The sequence below is a fragment of the Saccharothrix sp. ALI-22-I genome (genome assembly GCF_001984175.1).
In the GTDB taxonomy this organism is placed as follows: domain Bacteria; phylum Actinomycetota; class Actinomycetes; order Mycobacteriales; family Pseudonocardiaceae; genus Actinosynnema.
The window spans coordinates 738,376-755,609 of the sequence record NZ_MTQP01000066.1 but is presented as its reverse complement, the minus strand read 5'-3'; the positions used below and the strand labels follow the sequence as shown (position 1 = coordinate 755,609).

Below are 17,234 nucleotides of genomic sequence, written 5' to 3'. Positions count from 1 at the left end.
GCGCTCCCAGATGGCGGGTTGCTCGCAAGGAGGCGATGCATGAGTCTGCGCACGTTTGTACGTTCCCGGAAACTCACCGGGGCGTTGGCGGTTACCTCGGTGGCGGCCCTGTCCGTTGCCGGGGTGGTGGCTTCAGGAGCCACTGCCAATGCTGCTCCCGGTTGCCGGGTGGCGTATTCGATCACGAATCAGTGGCAAGGCGGATTCGGCGCCAGCGTCACGGTCACCAACCTGGGTGACGCCATCTCCGGCGGTTGGACGTTGGAGTGGGACTTCGCCGCCGGCCAGACGGTCCAGAGCGGTTGGAACGGCGTGTTCTCCCAGTCCGGGAGCCGCGTGACGGTCCGCAACCCCTCGTGGAGCCCGAACCTGGGCACCGGCACGTCGGTGACGCCCGGCTTCAACGGCTCGTGGACCGGGTCCAACCCGGTGCCCGCGCAGTTCCGCCTCAACGGGACGGTCTGCACGGGGGACGTCGTCCCCACCAGCACCACCACGTCGACCAGCACGTCCACCACGACGACGACCACCGGTAACCCGAACCCGGGCACCCGCGTGGACAACCCGTACGTCGGTGCGGGCGTGTACGTCAACCCGCAGTGGGCGGCTCGTGCCCGTGCGGAGTCCGGTGGCTCGCGGATCGCGAACCAGCCCACGGGTGTGTGGATGGACCGGATCAGCGCGATCGACGGCAACGGCTCGCCGACCACCGGCACCATGGGGCTGGCGAACCACCTCGACGAGGCCGTCACCCAGCTGTCCGCGAACCCCAACGGTCAGCTGGTCTTCCAGGTTGTGATCTACAACCTGCCCGGTCGTGACTGCGCGGCGCTGGCGTCCAACGGCGAGCTCGGCCCGAACGACATCGGCCGCTACCGCACCGAGTACATCGACAAGATCGCGGGCATCCTGGCCCGGCCGGCTTACGCCCGGCTGCGGATCGTCGCGGTGATCGAGATCGACTCGCTGCCGAACCTCGTCACCAACGTCTCGCCGCGCGCAACGGCCACGGCCAACTGCGACACGATGAAGGCGAACCAGAACTACCAGAACGGTGTGGCGTACGCGGTGTCCAAGCTCGGCGACATCCCGAACGTCTACAACTACCTGGACTCCGGCCACCACGGCTGGATCGGCTGGAGCGACCCGGTTCCGGAGTACGACAACTTCCAGGCCTCGGCCAGGATGATGGCTTCGGTCATCGGTCGTGAAGGCGCCACCAAGGACGACGTCCACGGGTTCATCACGAACACCGCGAACTACTCCGTGTTGGAGGAGCCGTTCTGGAAGGTCGACGACGTCGTCGGCGGCCGTCCGGTCAAGGAAGTGTCGAAGTGGGTCGACTGGAACGACCACAACGGTGAGCTCAGCTTCGCCACCGCGTTCCGCGACGAGTTGATCAAGAACGGCTTCAACTCCAACATCGGCATGCTGATCGACACCTCGCGCAACGGCTGGGGCGGTTCCGCCCGGCCGACGGCCAAGTCGACCTCGACCGACCCGACGACCTACGTCAACGAGTCGCGCATCGACCGCCGCATCCAGAAGGGCAACTGGTGCAACCAGTCCGGTGCCGGTCTCGGCGAGCGCCCGAAGGCGGCGCCGCGCCCGAACATCGACGCCTACGTCTGGATCAAGCCGCCGGGTGAGTCCGACGGTTCGAGCACCCAGATCCCGAACGACGAGGGCAAGGGCTTCGACCGGATGTGCGACCCGACGTACACCGGCAACCCGCGCAACGGCAACAACCTCTCCGGTGCGCTGGCCAACGCCCCGCTGTCGGGCCACTGGTTCTCGGCCCAGTTCCAGGAGCTCATGCGCAACGCCTACCCGGCGCTGTGACCATCGGCTGACTGGCACCACAACCGAACAACCGCACTCCCCGTAGGCGGCGTCCACTCCGGACGCCGCCTACGGGCGTTAATTCGCTTGTGCCCGGTCATAGCGTGGCCTGAGTGGACATCGACGAGATCACCGCCCGACTGGCGCTCCGGTTCGGCCCGTCCGTCGCCGAGTGGTGCGCGGATGCACCCGCGTTGGCCTCCCGTGTCGCCGACCGCTGGGGCCTCACGCTGGGCGGGATGATGCCGCAGGGAGCGTCGTCGGTCGTCGTGGCCTGCTCGTCGGACGGCCTGCCCGCAGCGCTCAAACTCAGCCCGGACGTCACTTTCCTCGCCGAACAAGCCGCCGTGCTGCGCTTGTTCGCCCCGTCCGGACGCGTACCCGCCGTCCTGGCCGAGGCCCCCGGCGTTCTGCTGATGGAGGCGATCCGACCGGGCACGATGGCCGACGAACTGCCGACCCCACCGTCACCGGAGGAGTGGGCCGAGCTGGCGGCGGCATTGCACACAGTGCCCGATCCCGACGGCGACCGGCTGGACCTGCGCGACCGCTGCGAGGAGGCCTTCACCCGGATCGGCCGCCGCCTGTCCGACCCCGCCGTCGCCGCACACATCACCCAGCCCACCTGGGACCGAGCCCTCACCCGCTGCCGCGCCCTACTCGACACCCAGCCACGCGTGCTGCTGCACGGCGACCTGCACCTGGGCAACGTCCTGGACGGCGGCCCATCCCGCGGCCTGGTGGCGATCGATCCGCGGGCGTGCGTAGGCGACCCGTGCTTCGACGTAGTGGACTACGTCCTGGACGCCGCCGGCCGCGAGGGCGTGGAGGCACGCGGCACACGCGTCGCCAAAGCCGCAGGCCTCGACCCCGACCGCCTGCACGAGTGGTGCCGGGTGCTGGCCCCGATGAACGCCATCGCCTACCTGGACAACAAACCCGCGCTGACCGAACTACTCACCCTGGCCCGCTGACGCTCGCCCCGGCGCACTCGGCGACGGCCAACCCGGCGAATGCTGCGCAGGAGTCCCCGCCAGGGAGATCGCTATTCGTGATTCACCGGCGAGGTCCGACAATTCCGGGCCGTCGCTTTGGCGAGTCATGTCCAGGCAGCGCTTTCAGGGCGTCGCTTCCCCGAGCATCACTTCCAGGTGATCGCGGCGGAGCGTCCGGGCGGCGAGGTCTTCGTTAAGTCAAGCGTCGGTAGCCGAAACGTCTTCACCTGGGGTTTCGTTACGCCCCCGTTGCGTTCCGCCCGGGTGGAGCTGCTCCACATCGACCGACGGGCGATCGGTGCGTAACTTCGTTGGAGTGACCTCTGAGCTCCCCACCACCGCAGGCGCGCTCCGGGCGGCAGGCTACCTGCCGCGCGGGGTGAAGGCCGAGATCCGGGAAAACCTGCTGGCCGCCCTTCGTGAGGGCCGTGACCCGTGGCCCGGCATCGTGGGCTTCGACCGCACCGTGCTCCCGCAGTTGGAGCGCGCGTTGCTCGCGGGCCACGACGTGGTGCTCCTCGGTGAACGCGGGCAGGGCAAGACCCGTCTGCTGCGCACGCTCGTCGGGCTGCTGGACGAGTGGACGCCGGTGATCGCGGGCGCCGAGTTGAACGAGCACCCGCTCGACCCGATCACGCCCGAGTCCAAACGCCGGGCCCAGGAGCTGGGTGACGAGCTGCCCGTGACCTGGAAGCACCGCGACGAGCGGTTCGCCGAGAAGCTGGCCACGCCGGACACCAGCGTCGGCGACCTGGTTGGCGACGTCGACCCGGTCAAGGTCGCGCAGGGCCGCAGCCTCGGCGACCCGGAGACCATCCACTACGGCCTGCTGCCGCGCTCGCACCGCGGCGTCATCGCCGTCAACGAGCTCCCCGACCTGGCCGAACGCATCCAGGTGGCGTTGCTGAACGTGATGGAGGAGCGCGACATCCAGATCCGCGGCTACACGCTGCGGCTCCCGCTGGACGTGCTGCTCGTCGCCACCGCCAACCCCGAGGACTACACCAACCGCGGCCGGATCATCACCCCGCTCAAGGACCGGTTCGGCGCCGAGATCCGCACCCACTACCCACTGGAGATCGGCGCCGAGATCGACCTGGTCCGCCAGGAGGCCGGCCTCGTCGCCGAGGTGGGCGACCACCTGCTGGAGGTCATCGCCCGGTTCGTGCGGCACCTGCGCGAGTCGTCCGCGATCGACCAGCGCTCCGGCGTGTCGGCCCGGTTCGCGGTCGCGGCGGCCGAGACGGTGGCCGCGAGTGCCCTCCGGCGCAGCGCGCTGATCGGCGAGAACCCGCCCATCGCCCGCCCGATCGACCTGGAGTCGGTGCCCGAGGTGCTGCGCGGCAAGCTGGAGTTCGAGGCCGGTGAGGAGGGCCGCGAGCAGGAGGTGCTGACCCACCTGCTGCGCCGGGCGATCGCGGACACGGCGCGCTCGACGTTCGCGGGGATCAACCTGCGCCCGTTGGCCGAGCTGGTGTCCGACGGCCACCCGGTGGCCACCGGTGAACGCGTGCCCGCCCTCGACCTGCTGGCCGCCCTGCCGGAGCTGCCCGTGCTGCACGAGGTGGCGCAGCGGGTCGGCGCGGGACCCAAGGACCCGGCGGGACGCATCGCGTCGGCCGTCGAGCTGGCGTTGGAATCGCTCTACCTCACCCGTCAGCTGTCCAAGGACAGCGACGACGACCGGACGGTGTACGGATGAGCAGTTACCGGTACGGCCGCTACGTAGACGGGCCGGACCCGCTGGCCCCGCCGACGGACCTGCGGGCGGCCATGGACGAGCTGGGCCGCGAGGTCATGGAGGGCGCCTCACCCGATTCGGCGCTGCGCGAGCTGCTGCGCCGGGGCGTGACCGGCACGCGCGGTCTGGACGACCTGACCGCGCGGCTGTGGCAGAAACGCGCCGCGCTGACCAGGCGCAACCGGCTGGACGGCACGCTGCAGGAGATCCAGCGGCTGCTGGAGCAGGCGTTGGAGGCCGAACGGGCGGCGCTGTTCCCGGACCCGGACGACGACGCGCGGTTCCGCGAGGCCCAGCTGGACGCGTTGCCGCAGTCGACCGCGGCGGCGGTGCGCGAGCTGGGCGAGTACGACTGGCGGTCGCCGCAGGCCCGCGAGTCCTACGAGAAGATCCAGAACATGCTCGGCCGCGAGCTGATGGACCAGCGGTTCCAGGGCATGAAACAGGCCATGGAGAACGTCCGGCCCGAGGACGTGCAGCGCATCCAGTCGATGCTGAACGACCTGAACGCGCTGCTCGCCGCGCACGCCGCCGGTGAGGACACAGCCGAGCGGTTCGAGCAGTTCATGCGCGAGCACGGCGAGTTCTTCCCGGAGAACCCGCGCTCGGTGGACGAGCTGATCGACGCGCTGGCCGCCCGGTCCGCCGCCGCCCAGCGGATGATGAACTCGATGACCGACCAGCAGCGCGAGGAGCTGTCGGCGTTGTCGCAGCAGGCATTCGGGAACACCGGCGTCGGCTCGCAGCTGTCCCAATTGGACTCGTTGTTGCAGGGGCTGCGGCCGGGGGAGGACTGGGACGGGTCGGCGCGGTTCCGCGGCAACAACCCGATGGGGTTGGGCGAAGGCGCGCAGGCGATGGCGGACCTGGCCGAGCTGGACGCGTTGGCCGAGCAGTTGGCGCAGTCCTACCCGGGCGCGCGGCTGGAGGACATCGACCTGGAGGCGCTGGTCCGGCAGCTCGGTGACGAGGCCGGGGTGGACGCGCGGCGGTTGGCCGAGCTGGAACGCGAGCTGCGACAGCAGAACCTGCTGGAACGCGCGCCGGACGGTTCGCTGCGGTTGACGCCGAAGGCGTTGCGGCGGTTGGGCGAGACGGCGTTGCGCGGCGTGATCGACAGCGCGCGGGAGCAGGGGCAGCGGGACAACTCGTCGGCCGGCGCCGCCGGTGAGCTGATCGGGTCCACGCGGCCGTGGCAGTTCGGCGACACCGAGCCGTGGAACGTGCCGCGCACCGTCACCAACGCGGTGCTGCGGTCGGCCGGCCGCCCGGTGAAGTTGGACGTGGTGGACGTCGAGGTCAGCGAGACCGAACAGCGGTCGCGCGCGGCGGTCGCGTTGTGCGTGGACACGTCCTGGTCGATGGTGCAGGACGGTCGGTGGGTGCCGATGAAGCGCACCGCGCTGGCGCTGCACCACCTGGTGCGCACCAGGTTCCGCACCGACGCGCTGGAGCTGATCACGTTCGGCCGGCACGCCGAGACCGTCGACATCGGCCGGCTGACCGCGTTGGAAGGGGTGTGGGAGCAGGGCACGAACCTGCACCACGCGCTGCTGCTGGCCGGTCGGCACGTGCGCCGGCACCCCGACGCGCAGCCGGTGGTGCTGGTGGTGACCGACGGCGAGCCGACCGCGCACCTGGAGGCGACCGGCGACGCGGAGTTCCACTACCCGCCGCTGGAGCGGACCATCGGCAAGACCCTGGTCGAGGTGGACGCGCTGGCCCGGCTGGGCGCGTCGATCACGGTGTTCCGGCTGGGCGACGACCCGAGGCTGACCAGGTTCGTGGACACGGTGGCCCGGCGGTCCGGTGGTCGGGTCGTCGCGCCGGGGGAGGACGGTCTGGGCGCGGCGGTCGTCAGCGACTACCTGAGGTCGCGAAAGCGTCGTTGACGGGGGACGTGGCGCGTTCCCGGCCGGGTCCGCGCCACCCCGAGTTCACATCACGTGCGGGAACGCGCCCCAGCCGTGTCCGAGCTGCTTGGGCGTGGAGAGCGCCAGTTTGTTGTTGGGGTAGTACGAGAGGTCGCCTTCGGCGTTGACGCCGAGGACGTCGGCGTGCCCGTCGCCGCTGAAGTCGGAGGCGAAGACCTGGCTGAACGCGCCCCAGCCGTGTCCGAGCTGCTTGGGCGTGGAGAGCGCCAGGCCGTTGTTGGGGTAGTACCAGAGGTCACCCGCGGCGTCGACGCCGAGCACGTCGGCGTGTCCGTCGCCGCTGAAGTCGGCGGCCATGACGTGCTTGAACCCGCCCCAGCCGTGTCCGAGCTGCTTGGGCGTGGAGAGCGCCAGGCCGTTGTTGGGGTAGTACCAGAGGTCACCCGCGGCGTCGACGCCGAGCACGTCGGCGTGTCCGTCGCCGCTGAAGTCGGCGGCCATGACGTGCTTGAACCCGCCCCAGCCATGTCCGATCTCCTTGGGCGTGGAGAGCGCCAAGCCGTTGTTCGGGTAGTAGAGCAGGTCACCCGCGGCGTCGACGCCGAGCACGTCCGCGTGCCCGTCGCCGCTGAAGTCGGCGGCCATGACGTGCTTGAAGGCGGCCCAGCCGTGCCCGATCTCCTTGGGCGCTGAGAGGGCCAGGCCGTTGTTCGGGTAGTAGAGCAGGTCACCGGCGGCGTTGACGCCGAGCACGTCGGAGTGGCCGTCACCGCTGAAGTCCGACACCCGTTCGAGGTCGGCCTCTTCGCCGCAGTTGCGGCTGGTGACGTTGCGCCAGGTTCGCGACGACCCGGTGTAGGTGACACCGTCGAACACCGCGGCGACGCGTTCCGCGCCGGCGTACCCCCAGGTGGCGCTGCCGTCGCCGTTGGCGTCGAAACCCTGCTCGTAGTGCAGGTGCGGGTGGCCGTTCGAGGTGGGCCCGCTCTTGCCGACCCGTCCGATCAGCTGGCCCTGCGCGACCCGCGCGCCGACCCCGACCGCACGCGAGTCCAGGTGCAGGTAGGTGGTGAAGTGGCCGCCGCCGTGGTTGATCTGGATCATGTGGCCGGCGTTGTCGTGGTAGGTGGACTTGTTCACCGTGCCGGCCGCCGGCGCCAGCAGCGCCGCGCCCAGCGTGCCGACCTGGTCCGGCTCGCGCACCATGTCCAGCGCGGGGCTGTGCGCCCAGGTGTCCAGCCGCCACTCCTGCCCGCACTCGAACGGCAGCTGGAACGACGGCGCCGCGTGCGCCGGTGACGCGAAGACGACCGACGCCAGTCCGGTCGCGGCGATCAGACAAGCACTGGTGGCGGCTCGGAATCGTGCCGTTCTCCCCTGTGACATTCGAGGTCCTCCCCATGGTCCTGTGATACGTGGCAAGCCGGTTCGTCCCGGCAGGCCACACCACAGTAGGAAGGCGACGACCGCTCGACTGTCCGGCGAACGCCCTACACCACGCAGGCTCAGTCGCGCCGGTCGTCCTTGACCTCGTCCTTCGTCTCGCGTTCACGTTCGGTCGAGGCGAGGGCCTTCTCGGTCGTCTCGTCCGGGTGTGCCCGGCGCATTCCCCTGGCGGTGAGCGAGAAGTGCGACTCGTCGCGCATCCGCTCCACCATGTGCGGGTAGTGCAGCTCGAACGCGGGCCGCTCGGACCGGATGCGGGGCAGTTCGGTGAAGTTGTGCCGCGGCGGCGGGCACGTCGTCGCCCATTCGAGCGAGTTGCCGAAGCCCCACGGGTCGTCGCCTTCGGCCGGGTCGCCGAACCGGTAGCTGCGCAGCACGTTCCACACGAACGGCAGCACGGACGCGCCCAGCAGGAATGCCCCGATGGTGGAGATGGTGTTCAGCAGGGTGAAACCGTCGCTGGGCAGGTAGTCGGCGTACCGGCGCGGCATGCCGATGTTGCCCAGCCAGTGCTGGATCAGGAACGTCAGGTGGAAGCCGAGGAACGTGGTCCAGAAGTGCAGCTTGCCCAGCGCTTCGTTGAGCATCCGCCCGGTCATCTTCGGGAACCAGAAGTACAGCCCCGCGTAGGTGGCGAACACGATCGTGCCGAACAGCACGTAGTGGAAGTGCGCCACCACGAAGTACGTGTCGGTGACGTGGAAGTCCAGCGGCGGCGAGGCCAGGATGATGCCGGTCAGCCCGCCGAGCAGGAACGTGATGAGGAACCCGACGCTGAACAGCATCGGTGTCTCCAGGGTGATCTGCCCCTTCCACATGGTGCCGATCCAGTTGAAGAACTTGATGCCGGTCGGCACCGCGATCAGGAACGTCATCAGCGAGAAGAACGGCAGCAGCACCGCGCCGGTGGCGAACATGTGGTGCGCCCACACCGCCACCGACAGCGCGGCGATCGCGAACGTGGCGAACACCAGTCCCTTGTAGCCGAACAGGGGTTTCCGGCTGAACACCGGGAAGATCTCGCTGACGATCCCGAAGAACGGCAGCGCCACGATGTAGACCTCGGGGTGGCCGAAGAACCAGAACAGGTGCTGCCACAGGATCACCCCGCCGTTGGAGGGGTCGAACACGTGCGCGCCCAGGTGCCGGTCGGCCGCCAGTCCCATCAGGGCCGCGGTGAGGATCGGGAACGCCAGCAGGATCAGGATGCTGGTGACGAAGATGTTCCAGGTGAAGATCGGCATCCGGAACATCGTCATGCCCGGCGCGCGCAGGCAGCACACCGTGGTCACCATGTTGACGCCGCCCAGGATCGTGCCGAGACCGGACACCGCCAGGCCCATGATCCACAGGTCCGGCCCGATGCCCGGCGCGTGCACCGCGCTGCTCAACGGCGTGTAGCCGGTCCAGCCGAAGTCCGCCGCGCCGCCCGGCGTGAGGAACCCGGCCATCACGGTCAGCCCGCCGAACAGGAACAGCCAGTACGAGAACGCGTTGAGCCGGGGGAACGCCACGTCCGGCGCGCCGATCTGCAACGGCAGGATGTAGTTGGCGAAACCGAACAGGATCGGCGTCGCGTACAGCAGCAGCATGATCGTGCCGTGCATGGTGAACAGCTGGTTGTACTGCTCGGTCGACAGGAACTGCAGGCCCGGCCGGGCCAGCTCGCCGCGGATCAGCAGCGCCATCGCGCCGCCGGCCATGAAGAACATGAACGACGTGGTCAGGTAGAGCAGGCCGATCTGCTTCGGGTCCGTCGTCCGGAACAGACCCAGCAGCACGGCGCCCTTCGGCCGTCGTCGGGCCGCGCCCGGGTGGGTGATCACCGGTTCCGGCTTGAGAGCGGTCATGCCGCCTCCCTCGTCCCAACGACGTGAGCCAGCCCACATGCTCCTCCGGTCGGGGGCACGGGGCAAACGCTCAGCGGCGCTCGGGCGCCGTGATCCGCTCCCGTTCCGGTGCCGTGCCCTGCTCCGGCGCGGTCGCCGTGACCTGTTCCGGCGCGGCTGCCTTGACCTGCTGTTCTATCGCGTTGGACGACCGTTCGAGGAAGCGCAGCAACTCGACCGGGAAGGGCAGCACCAGCGTCGAGTTCTTCTCCGCCGCCACCTCCACGATCGTCTGGAGCAGCCGGAGTTGCAGCGCGGCAGGTGTCGCGGCCATCGCCGCGGCGGCCTCGGACAGCTTCTTCGACGCCTGCAACTCGCCGTCCGCGGTGATGACCCGCGCCCGCCGTTCCCGCTCCGCCTCGGCCTGCCGCGACATGGACCGCTTCATGCTCTCCGGCAGCGCCACGTCCTTGATCTCGACCCGGTCGATCTCGATGCCCCAGGCCACCGCGGGGTTGTCGATCATCAGCTCCAGGCCCTGGTTGAGGCGTTCCCGGTTGGACAGCAGATCGTCCAACTCGCTCTTGCCGATGATCGAGCGCAACGACGTCTGCGCGACCTGGAGCATGGCGAACCGGTAGTCCTCGACGTTGACCACGGCCCGCACCGGGTCGACCACCTTGAAGTAGACGACCGCGTCCACGCGCACGGTGACGTTGTCGCGGGTGATGCCGTCCTGCGCCGGGATCGGCTGGGTGACGATCTGCAGGTTGACCTTCCGGAGCCGGTCGATGCCCGGCACCACCATGGTCAACCCCGGCCCGCGCAGCGCCGGCCGCACCCTGCCGAAGCGGAAGATCAAACCCTGTTCGTACTGCTTCACCACGCGGGCGCTACTGGCCAGCCCGAGCCCGAGCACGCTCAGCACGCCGATGACGATGTCCAGGATCATCGCGACCATCTCCCAGGTCTCCTGGTCAGAGGGTACGCCGACGTCCCGGCAGGTGGACGTTCTCCCGTCGGTCCACGGGCGAGTTAGGGTCGTTCACATGCAGACCTGGTCATCTACTCCAGTCCCGCGGGTAGCGGGAGAGCCGCGTCCGCTGCGGCTGTTCGACACCGCCGCCGGCGAGGTGCGCCCGACCGCCCCCGGTGACACCGCCAGGCTGTACGTCTGCGGCATCACCCCGTACGACGCCACGCACCTGGGGCACGCGGCCACCTACCTGGCGTTCGACCTGGTCCACCGGGTGTGGCTGGACAACGGCCACGACGTGCACTACGTGCAGAACGTCACCGACATCGACGACCCGCTGCTGGAACGGGCGGAGCGGGACCAGGACGACTGGGTCGTGCTGGGCATGCGCGAGACCGCGCTGTTCCGCGAGGACATGGTGGCGCTGCGGGTGCTGCCGCCGCGCGAGTACATCGGGGCCGTCGAGGCGATCCCCGAGGTGGTCGAGGCCATCGCGAAGCTCATGACCGGTGGCGTCGCGTACAAGGTGGACGACCCGGAGTACCCGGACGTGTACTTCGACCGGTCGGCGACGGGTCGGTTCGGCTACGAGTCGAACTACGACCTGGAGACGATGAACCGGTTCTTCGCCGAGCGCGGCGGCGACCCGGACCGGCCCGGCAAGCGCGACCCGTTGGACGCCCTGCTGTGGCGTGCCGCCCGACCGGGCGAACCGTCGTGGCCCTCAGAGCTGGGCGCGGGCCGGCCCGGCTGGCACATCGAGTGCAGCGCGATCGCGTTGAACCGCCTCGGCACGTCGTTCGACGTCCAGGGCGGCGGGTCGGACCTGATCTTCCCGCACCACGAGTTCTCCGCCGCGCACGCCGAGGCGGTGACCGGCGAGCACCCGTTCGCGCGGCACTACGTGCACGCGGGCATGATCGGGCTGGACGGCGAGAAGATGTCCAAGTCCCGCGGCAACCTGGTGTTCGTGTCCAAGCTGCGGGCGGAGAAGGTCGATCCGAACGCGGTCCGGCTGGCGCTGTTCGCCGGCCACTACCGCGCCGACCGGCCGTGGAGCGCCGAGCTGCTGGCCTCGGCCGAGGCCAGACTGGCGACGTGGCGTCGTGCGGCGGCGCTGCCGTCGGGCCCGAGCGCGGTGGACACCGTCGCCCGCCTCCGCGACCACCTGAGCGACGACCTCGACACGCCTCGGGCGCTGGCGGCGTTGGACGCGTGGGCGGCGCAGGCGCTGTCCACCGGCGGTTCGGACGCCACGGGACCGACGCTGTTCCGCGCGGCCGTCGACTCGCTGCTGGGTGTCGAGCTGTAGCGGACGTCCGCCGCACGAGGATTCCGCCGCACGAGGATTCCGCCGCACGAGAATGGAGCCGCCCCCGAAGAGGCGGCCCCACCTGTCAGTCGGTTCAGACGTCGAGCGTCCAGCTGGTGAGCGTGCCGGTGTCCAGGAGTGCCTGGTCACGGACGCGCAGCTTCCAGGCGCCCGCGGCGGCCTCGGACGAGGCGTTCACGGTGAAGGTCTGGATGATGTTGTCGGTGCCGCCACCAGTGCGGTTGTGCAGGTTGTAGACGGTGCCGTCGGGCGCGACCAGATCCACGATCAGGTCACCCTTGTAGGTGTGCCGGATGTCGACCGCCACGGTCGTGGTGGCCGACGCGGTGCCGCCGCAGCTCAGCGTGATCGTGCTGCTGACGTCGGAGTTGTCGCCGATGGCCACGTCGGTGCCGTTGGTCACCGGGTCGCACCCGGTGCCGACCGCCGCGACCGTCCACGTGAAGGTGGCGCTGCCGGTGGCGGACGCCGAGTCGGTCACGGTCGCGGTCACCGAGGAGGAGCCGACGGTCGTCGGCGTGCCGGAGATGACGCCGGCCGCGCTGATCGACAGGCCGGCGGGCAGCCCGGTGGCCGAGAACGTGTACGGCGCGGTGCCGCCGGCGGCGGTCAGCTGCAGGTTGACCGCGGTGCCGACGGTGGTCGTCTGGTTACCCGGGTTGACCACCGACGGGGCGCCGGGGGCGCCGGTGCCGGTGTAGAGCAGCTTGTTCGGCGAGCCGGTGCCCGGGCTGGTGATCTTGTCCGAGGTCGCGGCGGCGACGACGGCCGCGTTCACCGTCGGCGGGGTCGCCGTCGGGTTGGCCGCCAGGTACAGCGCGGCCGCGCCGGCGACGTGCGGCGACGCCATCGACGTGCCGCTGATGGTGTTGGTGGAGGTGTCGTTGGTCATCCACGCCGACGTGATGCCCTCGCCGGGCGCGAAGATGTCGGTGCAGGTGCCGAAGTTCGAGAACGACGCACGCGCGTCGGTGCGGGTCGAGGCGTTCACGCTCAGCGCCTCGGCGACACGCGCCGGGGAGTAGTTGCACGCGTTGGCGTTCGAATTGCCCGACGCCACCGCGTACGTGACGCCCGAGGCGATGGAGTTGCGCACCGCGGTGTCCAGCGCGGTGTCCACGCCGCCGCCCAGCGACATGTTCGCGACCGCCGGCTTCACGGCGTTCTGGGTGACCCAGTTGACGCCGTTCACCACGCCCGCCGTGGTGCCGGAGCCGGCGCAGTTGAGCACCTTGACCGCGATGAGCTGCACGCCCTTGGCCACGCCGTGCGCGGTGCCACCGACGGTGCCGGCGACGTGGGTGCCGTGGCCGTTGCAGTCGGTGTTGTTGGTGTCAACGGAGTTGAAGCCCCAGGTGGCGCGGCCGCCGAAGTCCTGGTGCGTGGTCCGGATACCGGTGTCGATGATGTACGCCCGCACGTTGCTCGCGGGCGTCGAGTAGGTGTAGGACGCGTCCAGCGGCAGGTCGCGCTGGTCGATCCGGTCGATGCCCCACGACGGCGGGTTCGGCTGGGTCGCGTCCAGCGACACCGGCAGGTCGGCCTGCACGAACGCCACCCGCGGGTCGGCGGCGAGCCGCCTGGCCTGGGTGGCGGACAGGGTGGCGTGGAAGCCGTTGATCGCGTGCTGCCAGGCCACGCGGACCTGGCCGCCGTACTTGTCGACCAGCGAGGACGCGGCCGACGCGGACGCCGACCGCGGCGACACGGCCTCGTTCAGGGCCACGATGTAGGAACCGGGGACGGCGTCGGCGCGTTCGGCGCCGAGCACGGTGCCCTCGGCCGCCGCCACTCCGGTGTTCGCGAAGGCCAACGCGGCGGCCGACACAGCGGCCAAGCCGAGGACGGCCAATCGTCTGGTTGTGCGGGCGTCTCCCATGTCAGGGTTCTCCCTCAGGGCAGGGCTGCGCGGCCGAGCGCGGCGGGTGCGGCGGTCGGCCGGGCGTGCAGGGTTGGGGACGTTCGCGCGAACGGGTGGAGCGACCTGGTCATATGCATGGTCGGGACAAAACCGACTCCCGAGTAGCCCCGTTAGTCGTAACTACGTCGAATCGCACCCGATCACTACGGTGAATCGGGTCCGATCGGGTGGATCCAGGACCGATCCGAGCCCAGGTGCTCGTCCCGGTACACCCGCCACTGCTTGAGCAGGTTCGGCAACTCGGCGTGGAAGAACTCGAAGAACATCAACGTCTCGGCGATGCGCTTGCCCGCGGGCGTCTCGGCGCCGAGCGCGGTGACGCCCTCCTTGAGGGGGCCCGTCATGCGGCGGAGCATCTCGTCACGGCGGAACAGCGCCTCGTACCAGAGGTCGTCGAGCACGCGGTAGAGGTCACGGCGGGAGCCGGTCTCCCGTTCCCGGCTGACCAGGCTCACCTGGGTGAGGTACCGGACCGCGCCGGAGATCGCGGCGGGGGAGACCTGGAGCAGGTCGGCCAGCTCGGCGGCGGTCATCTCGCCGGAGTCGCTGGCCAGCAGGGCGACGAACACCCGGGACGGCATCCTCGGCATACCGGACTGGGCGAACACCGAGGAGAAGCGCTCGATGAAGCGCAGCACCGCCTGATCGTCACGCTCGCCCACTTGTGTCACCGCCGGATCATCCCTTCGTAGTCCACCGAACGGCGGGCAGTTTATACGCTTCCTTAACTTCACGAATTTCTGAAATGACTGTAGCTTACCGCTCATGACTGCTGCGATATCTGTGTCGGGCCTGGTCAAGACGTTCGGCCCGACGCGCGCACTGGACGGTCTGGAGCTGACCGTCCGCGAGGGGGAGGTGCACGGCTTCCTCGGCCCCAACGGGTCGGGCAAGTCGACCACCATCCGCGTCCTGCTGGGTCTGCTGCGCGCCGACGCGGGCTCCGCGTCGCTGCTGGGCGGCGATCCGTGGCGCGACACCGCCGCACTGCACCGCAGGCTGGCCTACGTGCCGGGGGACGTGAGCCTGTGGCCGAACCTGACCGGCGGCGAGGTGATCGACCTGCTGGGCAGGCTGCGCGGCGGCCTGAACGAGCAGCGTCGGGCCGAGCTGCTGGAGCGCTTCGAGCTGGACCCGCGCAAGAAGGGCCGCGCCTACTCCAAGGGCAACCGGCAGAAGGTGGCCCTGGTCGCGGCGCTCGCCTCGGACGTGGAACTGCTGATCCTGGACGAGCCGACCTCCGGGCTGGACCCGCTGATGGAGGCGGTGTTCCAGGAGGCGGTCAACGAGTTGCGCGGCAAGCGGACGGTGCTGCTGTCCAGCCACATCCTGGCCGAGGTCGAGGCGCTGTGCGACCGGGTCAGCATCATCCGCAACGGCCGCACGGTCGAGACCGGCACGCTGGGCGACCTGCGCCACCTCACCCGCACCAGCGTCTCCGCCGAGCTGGTCGGCGCGCCCAACGGCCTGGCCGGCCTGCCCGGGGTGCACGACCTGGAAGTGGCGGGACGGCGGGTGAAGTTCGAGGTGGACACCGACCACCTGGACACCGCGCTGCGCGCGTTGGTCGGCAGCGGTGTCCGCACGTTGACCAGCCAGCCGCCCACGCTGGAGGAGCTGTTCCTGCGCCACTACGAGGACGAGGTGCCGGCCGGAGGGGCCAAGGAGGCGATGTCGTCGTGACCGGGCTCGGCTCGTTGGTGCGCCTGGCCCTGCGGCGCGACCGGCTGCTGCTCGCGGTCTGGATCATCGGCCTGGTCGGCATCACCCTGTCCACCGCGTCGTCCATGGAACAGCTGTACGGCGGGGCCGAGGCACGGCAGCAGTTGACCGCGACGGCGGGCGCCAACCCGGCGTTCCTGGCGATGCTCGGCCCGTTGTACGACGCGTCGACCATCGGCGGCGTGCTGGCCTGGCGGTGGGGTGTGTTCGGCTCGCTGCTGGTCGGCCTGATGAGCATGTTCCTGGTCACCCGGCACACCAGGGCGGAGGAGGAGAGCGGCCGGCTGGAGCTGATCGGCTCGGCCGTCGTCTCCCGGCACGCGCCGCTGGCCGCGGCCGTGGTGGTGGCGCTGTTGGCCAGCACGGTGATCGGCCTGCTCGTCGCGCTGGGCCTGACGGGCATGGGTCAGTCGGCGGCAGGGTCGTTCGCGTTCGGCCTCGCGTTCGCGTCTGTCGGCTGGGTGTTCACCGGCGTCGGCGCGGTGAGCGCCCAGCTGTCCGAGAGCGCTCGCACCGCGAACTCGATCTCCGGCGCCGTGCTCGGCGTCGCCTACCTGCTGCGCGCCGTCGGCGACGCGGCGGGTGACGAGGGTCCGACCTGGCTGGGCTGGCTGTCGCCGCTGGGGTGGTTCCAGCAGGCCAGGGCGTTCGCGGGCGACCGGTACTGGGTGCTGCTGCTGCCGGTGGCGTTGTTCGCGGTGCTGCTGGTGGCCGCCTCGACGCTGGTGACCAAGCGGGACATCGGCGGTGGGCTGCTGCCGACCCGGCTCGGCCCGGCCCGCGCGCCCGGCTCGTTGAGCAGCGCGTTCGGCCTGGCCTGGCGGTTGCAGCGGGGGATGTTGATCGGCTGGACGCTCAGCCTGCTGGTGCTCGGCGTCGTCTACGGGTCGGTCGCGGGCGGCGTCGAGGAGATGCTGAACGGCAACCCGGCGCTGGAGAAGATCATCTCGCAGATGGGCGGCGCGGGCGCGATCGTGGACGTCTACCTGGCGTCGATCGTCGGCATCATCGCCCTGTTCAGCGCCATCTACGTGGTGCAGGCGACGTTGCGGCTGCGCACCGAGGAGACCGAGTTCCGCGCCGAGCCGGTGCTGGCCACGCCGGTCAGCCGGTTCGCGTGGGTCGGCAGCCACCTGCTGTTCGCCACCGTCGGCACGGCGGTCGTGCTGGCCGCGGCCGGTGTGGGCGCGGGCGTGGTGCACGGCGTGCGGGTCGGCGACGTCGGCGGGCAGGTCGTCCGGCTGGTGGGCGCGGCGTTGACGCACGTGCCGGCGGTGTGGGTGGTCGCGGGCCTCGCGCTGGTGCTGTTCGCGCTGGTGCCGAAGCTGTCGTCGGCGAGCTGGGCGGTGATCGTGGTGTTCCTGGTGCTCGGCCAGCTCGGGCCGCTGCTCCAGCTCGACCAGTGGGCGATGGATCTGTCGCCGTTCACGCACATCCCGAAGGTTCCGGGCGCGGACGTCACCGCGGCTCCATTGCTGTGGTTGACGCTGGTCGCGGCGGGGTTGGTGGCGGTCGGGTTCGCCGGGCTCCGCCGGCGGGACGTCGGCTGACCTCC

12 protein-coding genes are annotated in these 17,234 nt (G+C 70.3%); 7 read left to right on the top strand and 5 right to left on the bottom strand.

The genetic code is table 11. From position 1 onward, the window contains the following. Window positions 1-168: 168 nt before the first annotated feature. The 4 genes from ALI22I_RS31750 to ALI22I_RS31735 all read left to right on the top strand — a co-directional run bounded on the left by ALI22I_RS31750 (window position 169) and on the right by ALI22I_RS31735 (window position 6,470). A complete protein-coding gene (locus tag ALI22I_RS31750; protein WP_338013520.1) occupies window positions 169-1,842 on the top strand; it encodes a glycoside hydrolase family 6 protein in 1,674 nt (557 codons plus the stop codon). 113 nt (window positions 1,843-1,955) lie between these two features. Then, a complete protein-coding gene (locus ALI22I_RS31745) occupies window positions 1,956-2,816 on the top strand; it encodes an aminoglycoside phosphotransferase family protein (protein WP_238598678.1) in 861 nt (286 codons plus the stop codon). A gap of 337 nt (window positions 2,817-3,153) precedes the next feature. Further along, complete coding sequence (locus ALI22I_RS31740; RefSeq protein WP_077009175.1) at window positions 3,154-4,539, top strand: sigma 54-interacting transcriptional regulator; 1,386 nt, start codon at window positions 3,154-3,156, stop codon at window positions 4,537-4,539. Then, window positions 4,536-6,470, top strand: a complete 1,935-nt coding sequence (locus ALI22I_RS31735; protein ID WP_077009174.1) for a vWA domain-containing protein — start codon at window positions 4,536-4,538, stop codon at window positions 6,468-6,470. Before ALI22I_RS31740 ends, ALI22I_RS31735 begins: the two co-directional genes overlap by 4 nt. Before the next feature lie 45 nt (window positions 6,471-6,515). On the opposite strand, the gene ALI22I_RS31730 is transcribed toward ALI22I_RS31735, so the two are convergent. The 3 genes from ALI22I_RS31730 to ALI22I_RS31720 all read right to left on the bottom strand — a co-directional run bounded on the left by ALI22I_RS31730 (window position 6,516) and on the right by ALI22I_RS31720 (window position 10,679). Further along, a complete protein-coding gene (locus tag ALI22I_RS31730) occupies window positions 6,516-7,838 on the bottom strand; it encodes an FG-GAP-like repeat-containing protein (protein WP_083752162.1) in 1,323 nt (440 codons plus the stop codon). A 119-nt stretch (window positions 7,839-7,957) separates the two neighbouring features. Next, complete coding sequence (gene ctaD, locus ALI22I_RS31725) at window positions 7,958-9,748, bottom strand: aa3-type cytochrome oxidase subunit I (RefSeq protein WP_077009173.1); 1,791 nt, start codon at window positions 9,746-9,748, stop codon at window positions 7,958-7,960. Window positions 9,749-9,818: 70 nt separating this feature from the next. Continuing rightward, window positions 9,819-10,679, bottom strand: a complete 861-nt coding sequence (locus ALI22I_RS31720) for an SPFH domain-containing protein (protein WP_077009357.1) — start codon at window positions 10,677-10,679, stop codon at window positions 9,819-9,821. 97 nt (window positions 10,680-10,776) lie between these two features. Here ALI22I_RS31720 and mshC point away from each other — a divergent pair, with 97 nt between their 5' ends. Next, window positions 10,777-12,015 carry a cysteine--1-D-myo-inosityl 2-amino-2-deoxy-alpha-D-glucopyranoside ligase gene (mshC, locus tag ALI22I_RS31715; protein ID WP_077009172.1) on the top strand — a complete coding sequence of 413 codons (1,239 nt, stop codon included), beginning with the start codon at window positions 10,777-10,779 and terminating at the stop codon, window positions 12,013-12,015. A gap of 94 nt (window positions 12,016-12,109) precedes the next feature. On the opposite strand, the gene ALI22I_RS31710 is transcribed toward mshC, so the two are convergent. Next, on the bottom strand, window positions 12,110-13,915 hold the full coding sequence (locus ALI22I_RS31710; protein WP_077009171.1) for a S8 family serine peptidase: 1,806 nt from the start codon (window positions 13,913-13,915) through the stop codon (window positions 12,110-12,112). Between the two features lie 185 nt (window positions 13,916-14,100). After that, entirely contained in the window at window positions 14,101-14,628 is a 528-nt protein-coding gene (locus ALI22I_RS31705; RefSeq protein ID WP_077009170.1) for a GbsR/MarR family transcriptional regulator, read from the bottom strand. A gap of 94 nt (window positions 14,629-14,722) precedes the next feature. On the opposite strand from ALI22I_RS31705, the gene ALI22I_RS31700 reads away from it, so the two are divergent. Further along, the gene (locus ALI22I_RS31700) at window positions 14,723-15,640 is read left to right on the top strand and encodes an ABC transporter ATP-binding protein (RefSeq protein WP_077009169.1); all 918 of its coding nucleotides are present in this window, start codon (window positions 14,723-14,725) and stop codon (window positions 15,638-15,640) included. Continuing rightward, a complete protein-coding gene (locus ALI22I_RS31695) occupies window positions 15,637-17,229 on the top strand; it encodes an ABC transporter permease (protein ID WP_077009168.1) in 1,593 nt (530 codons plus the stop codon). Before ALI22I_RS31700 ends, ALI22I_RS31695 begins: the two co-directional genes overlap by 4 nt. The last annotated feature ends 5 nt before the right edge of the window (window positions 17,230-17,234 follow it).

Bases quoted from the DNA above. Each gene is read 5' to 3' on its own strand.
- ALI22I_RS31710 (WP_077009171.1), bottom strand. From the start codon at position 13,915: ATGGGAGACGCCCGCACAACCAGACGATTGGCCGTCCTCGGCTTGGCC.
- ALI22I_RS31700 (WP_077009169.1), top strand. From the start codon at position 14,723: ATGACTGCTGCGATATCTGTGTCGGGCCTGGTCAAGACGTTCGGCCCG.
- ALI22I_RS31735 (WP_077009174.1), top strand. From the start codon at position 4,536: ATGAGCAGTTACCGGTACGGCCGCTACGTAGACGGGCCGGACCCGCTG.
- ctaD (WP_077009173.1), bottom strand. From the start codon at position 9,748: ATGACCGCTCTCAAGCCGGAACCGGTGATCACCCACCCGGGCGCGGCC.
- ALI22I_RS31730 (WP_083752162.1), bottom strand. From the start codon at position 7,838: ATGTCACAGGGGAGAACGGCACGATTCCGAGCCGCCACCAGTGCTTGT.
- mshC (WP_077009172.1), top strand. From the start codon at position 10,777: ATGCAGACCTGGTCATCTACTCCAGTCCCGCGGGTAGCGGGAGAGCCG.
- ALI22I_RS31720 (WP_077009357.1), bottom strand. From the start codon at position 10,679: ATGATCCTGGACATCGTCATCGGCGTGCTGAGCGTGCTCGGGCTCGGG.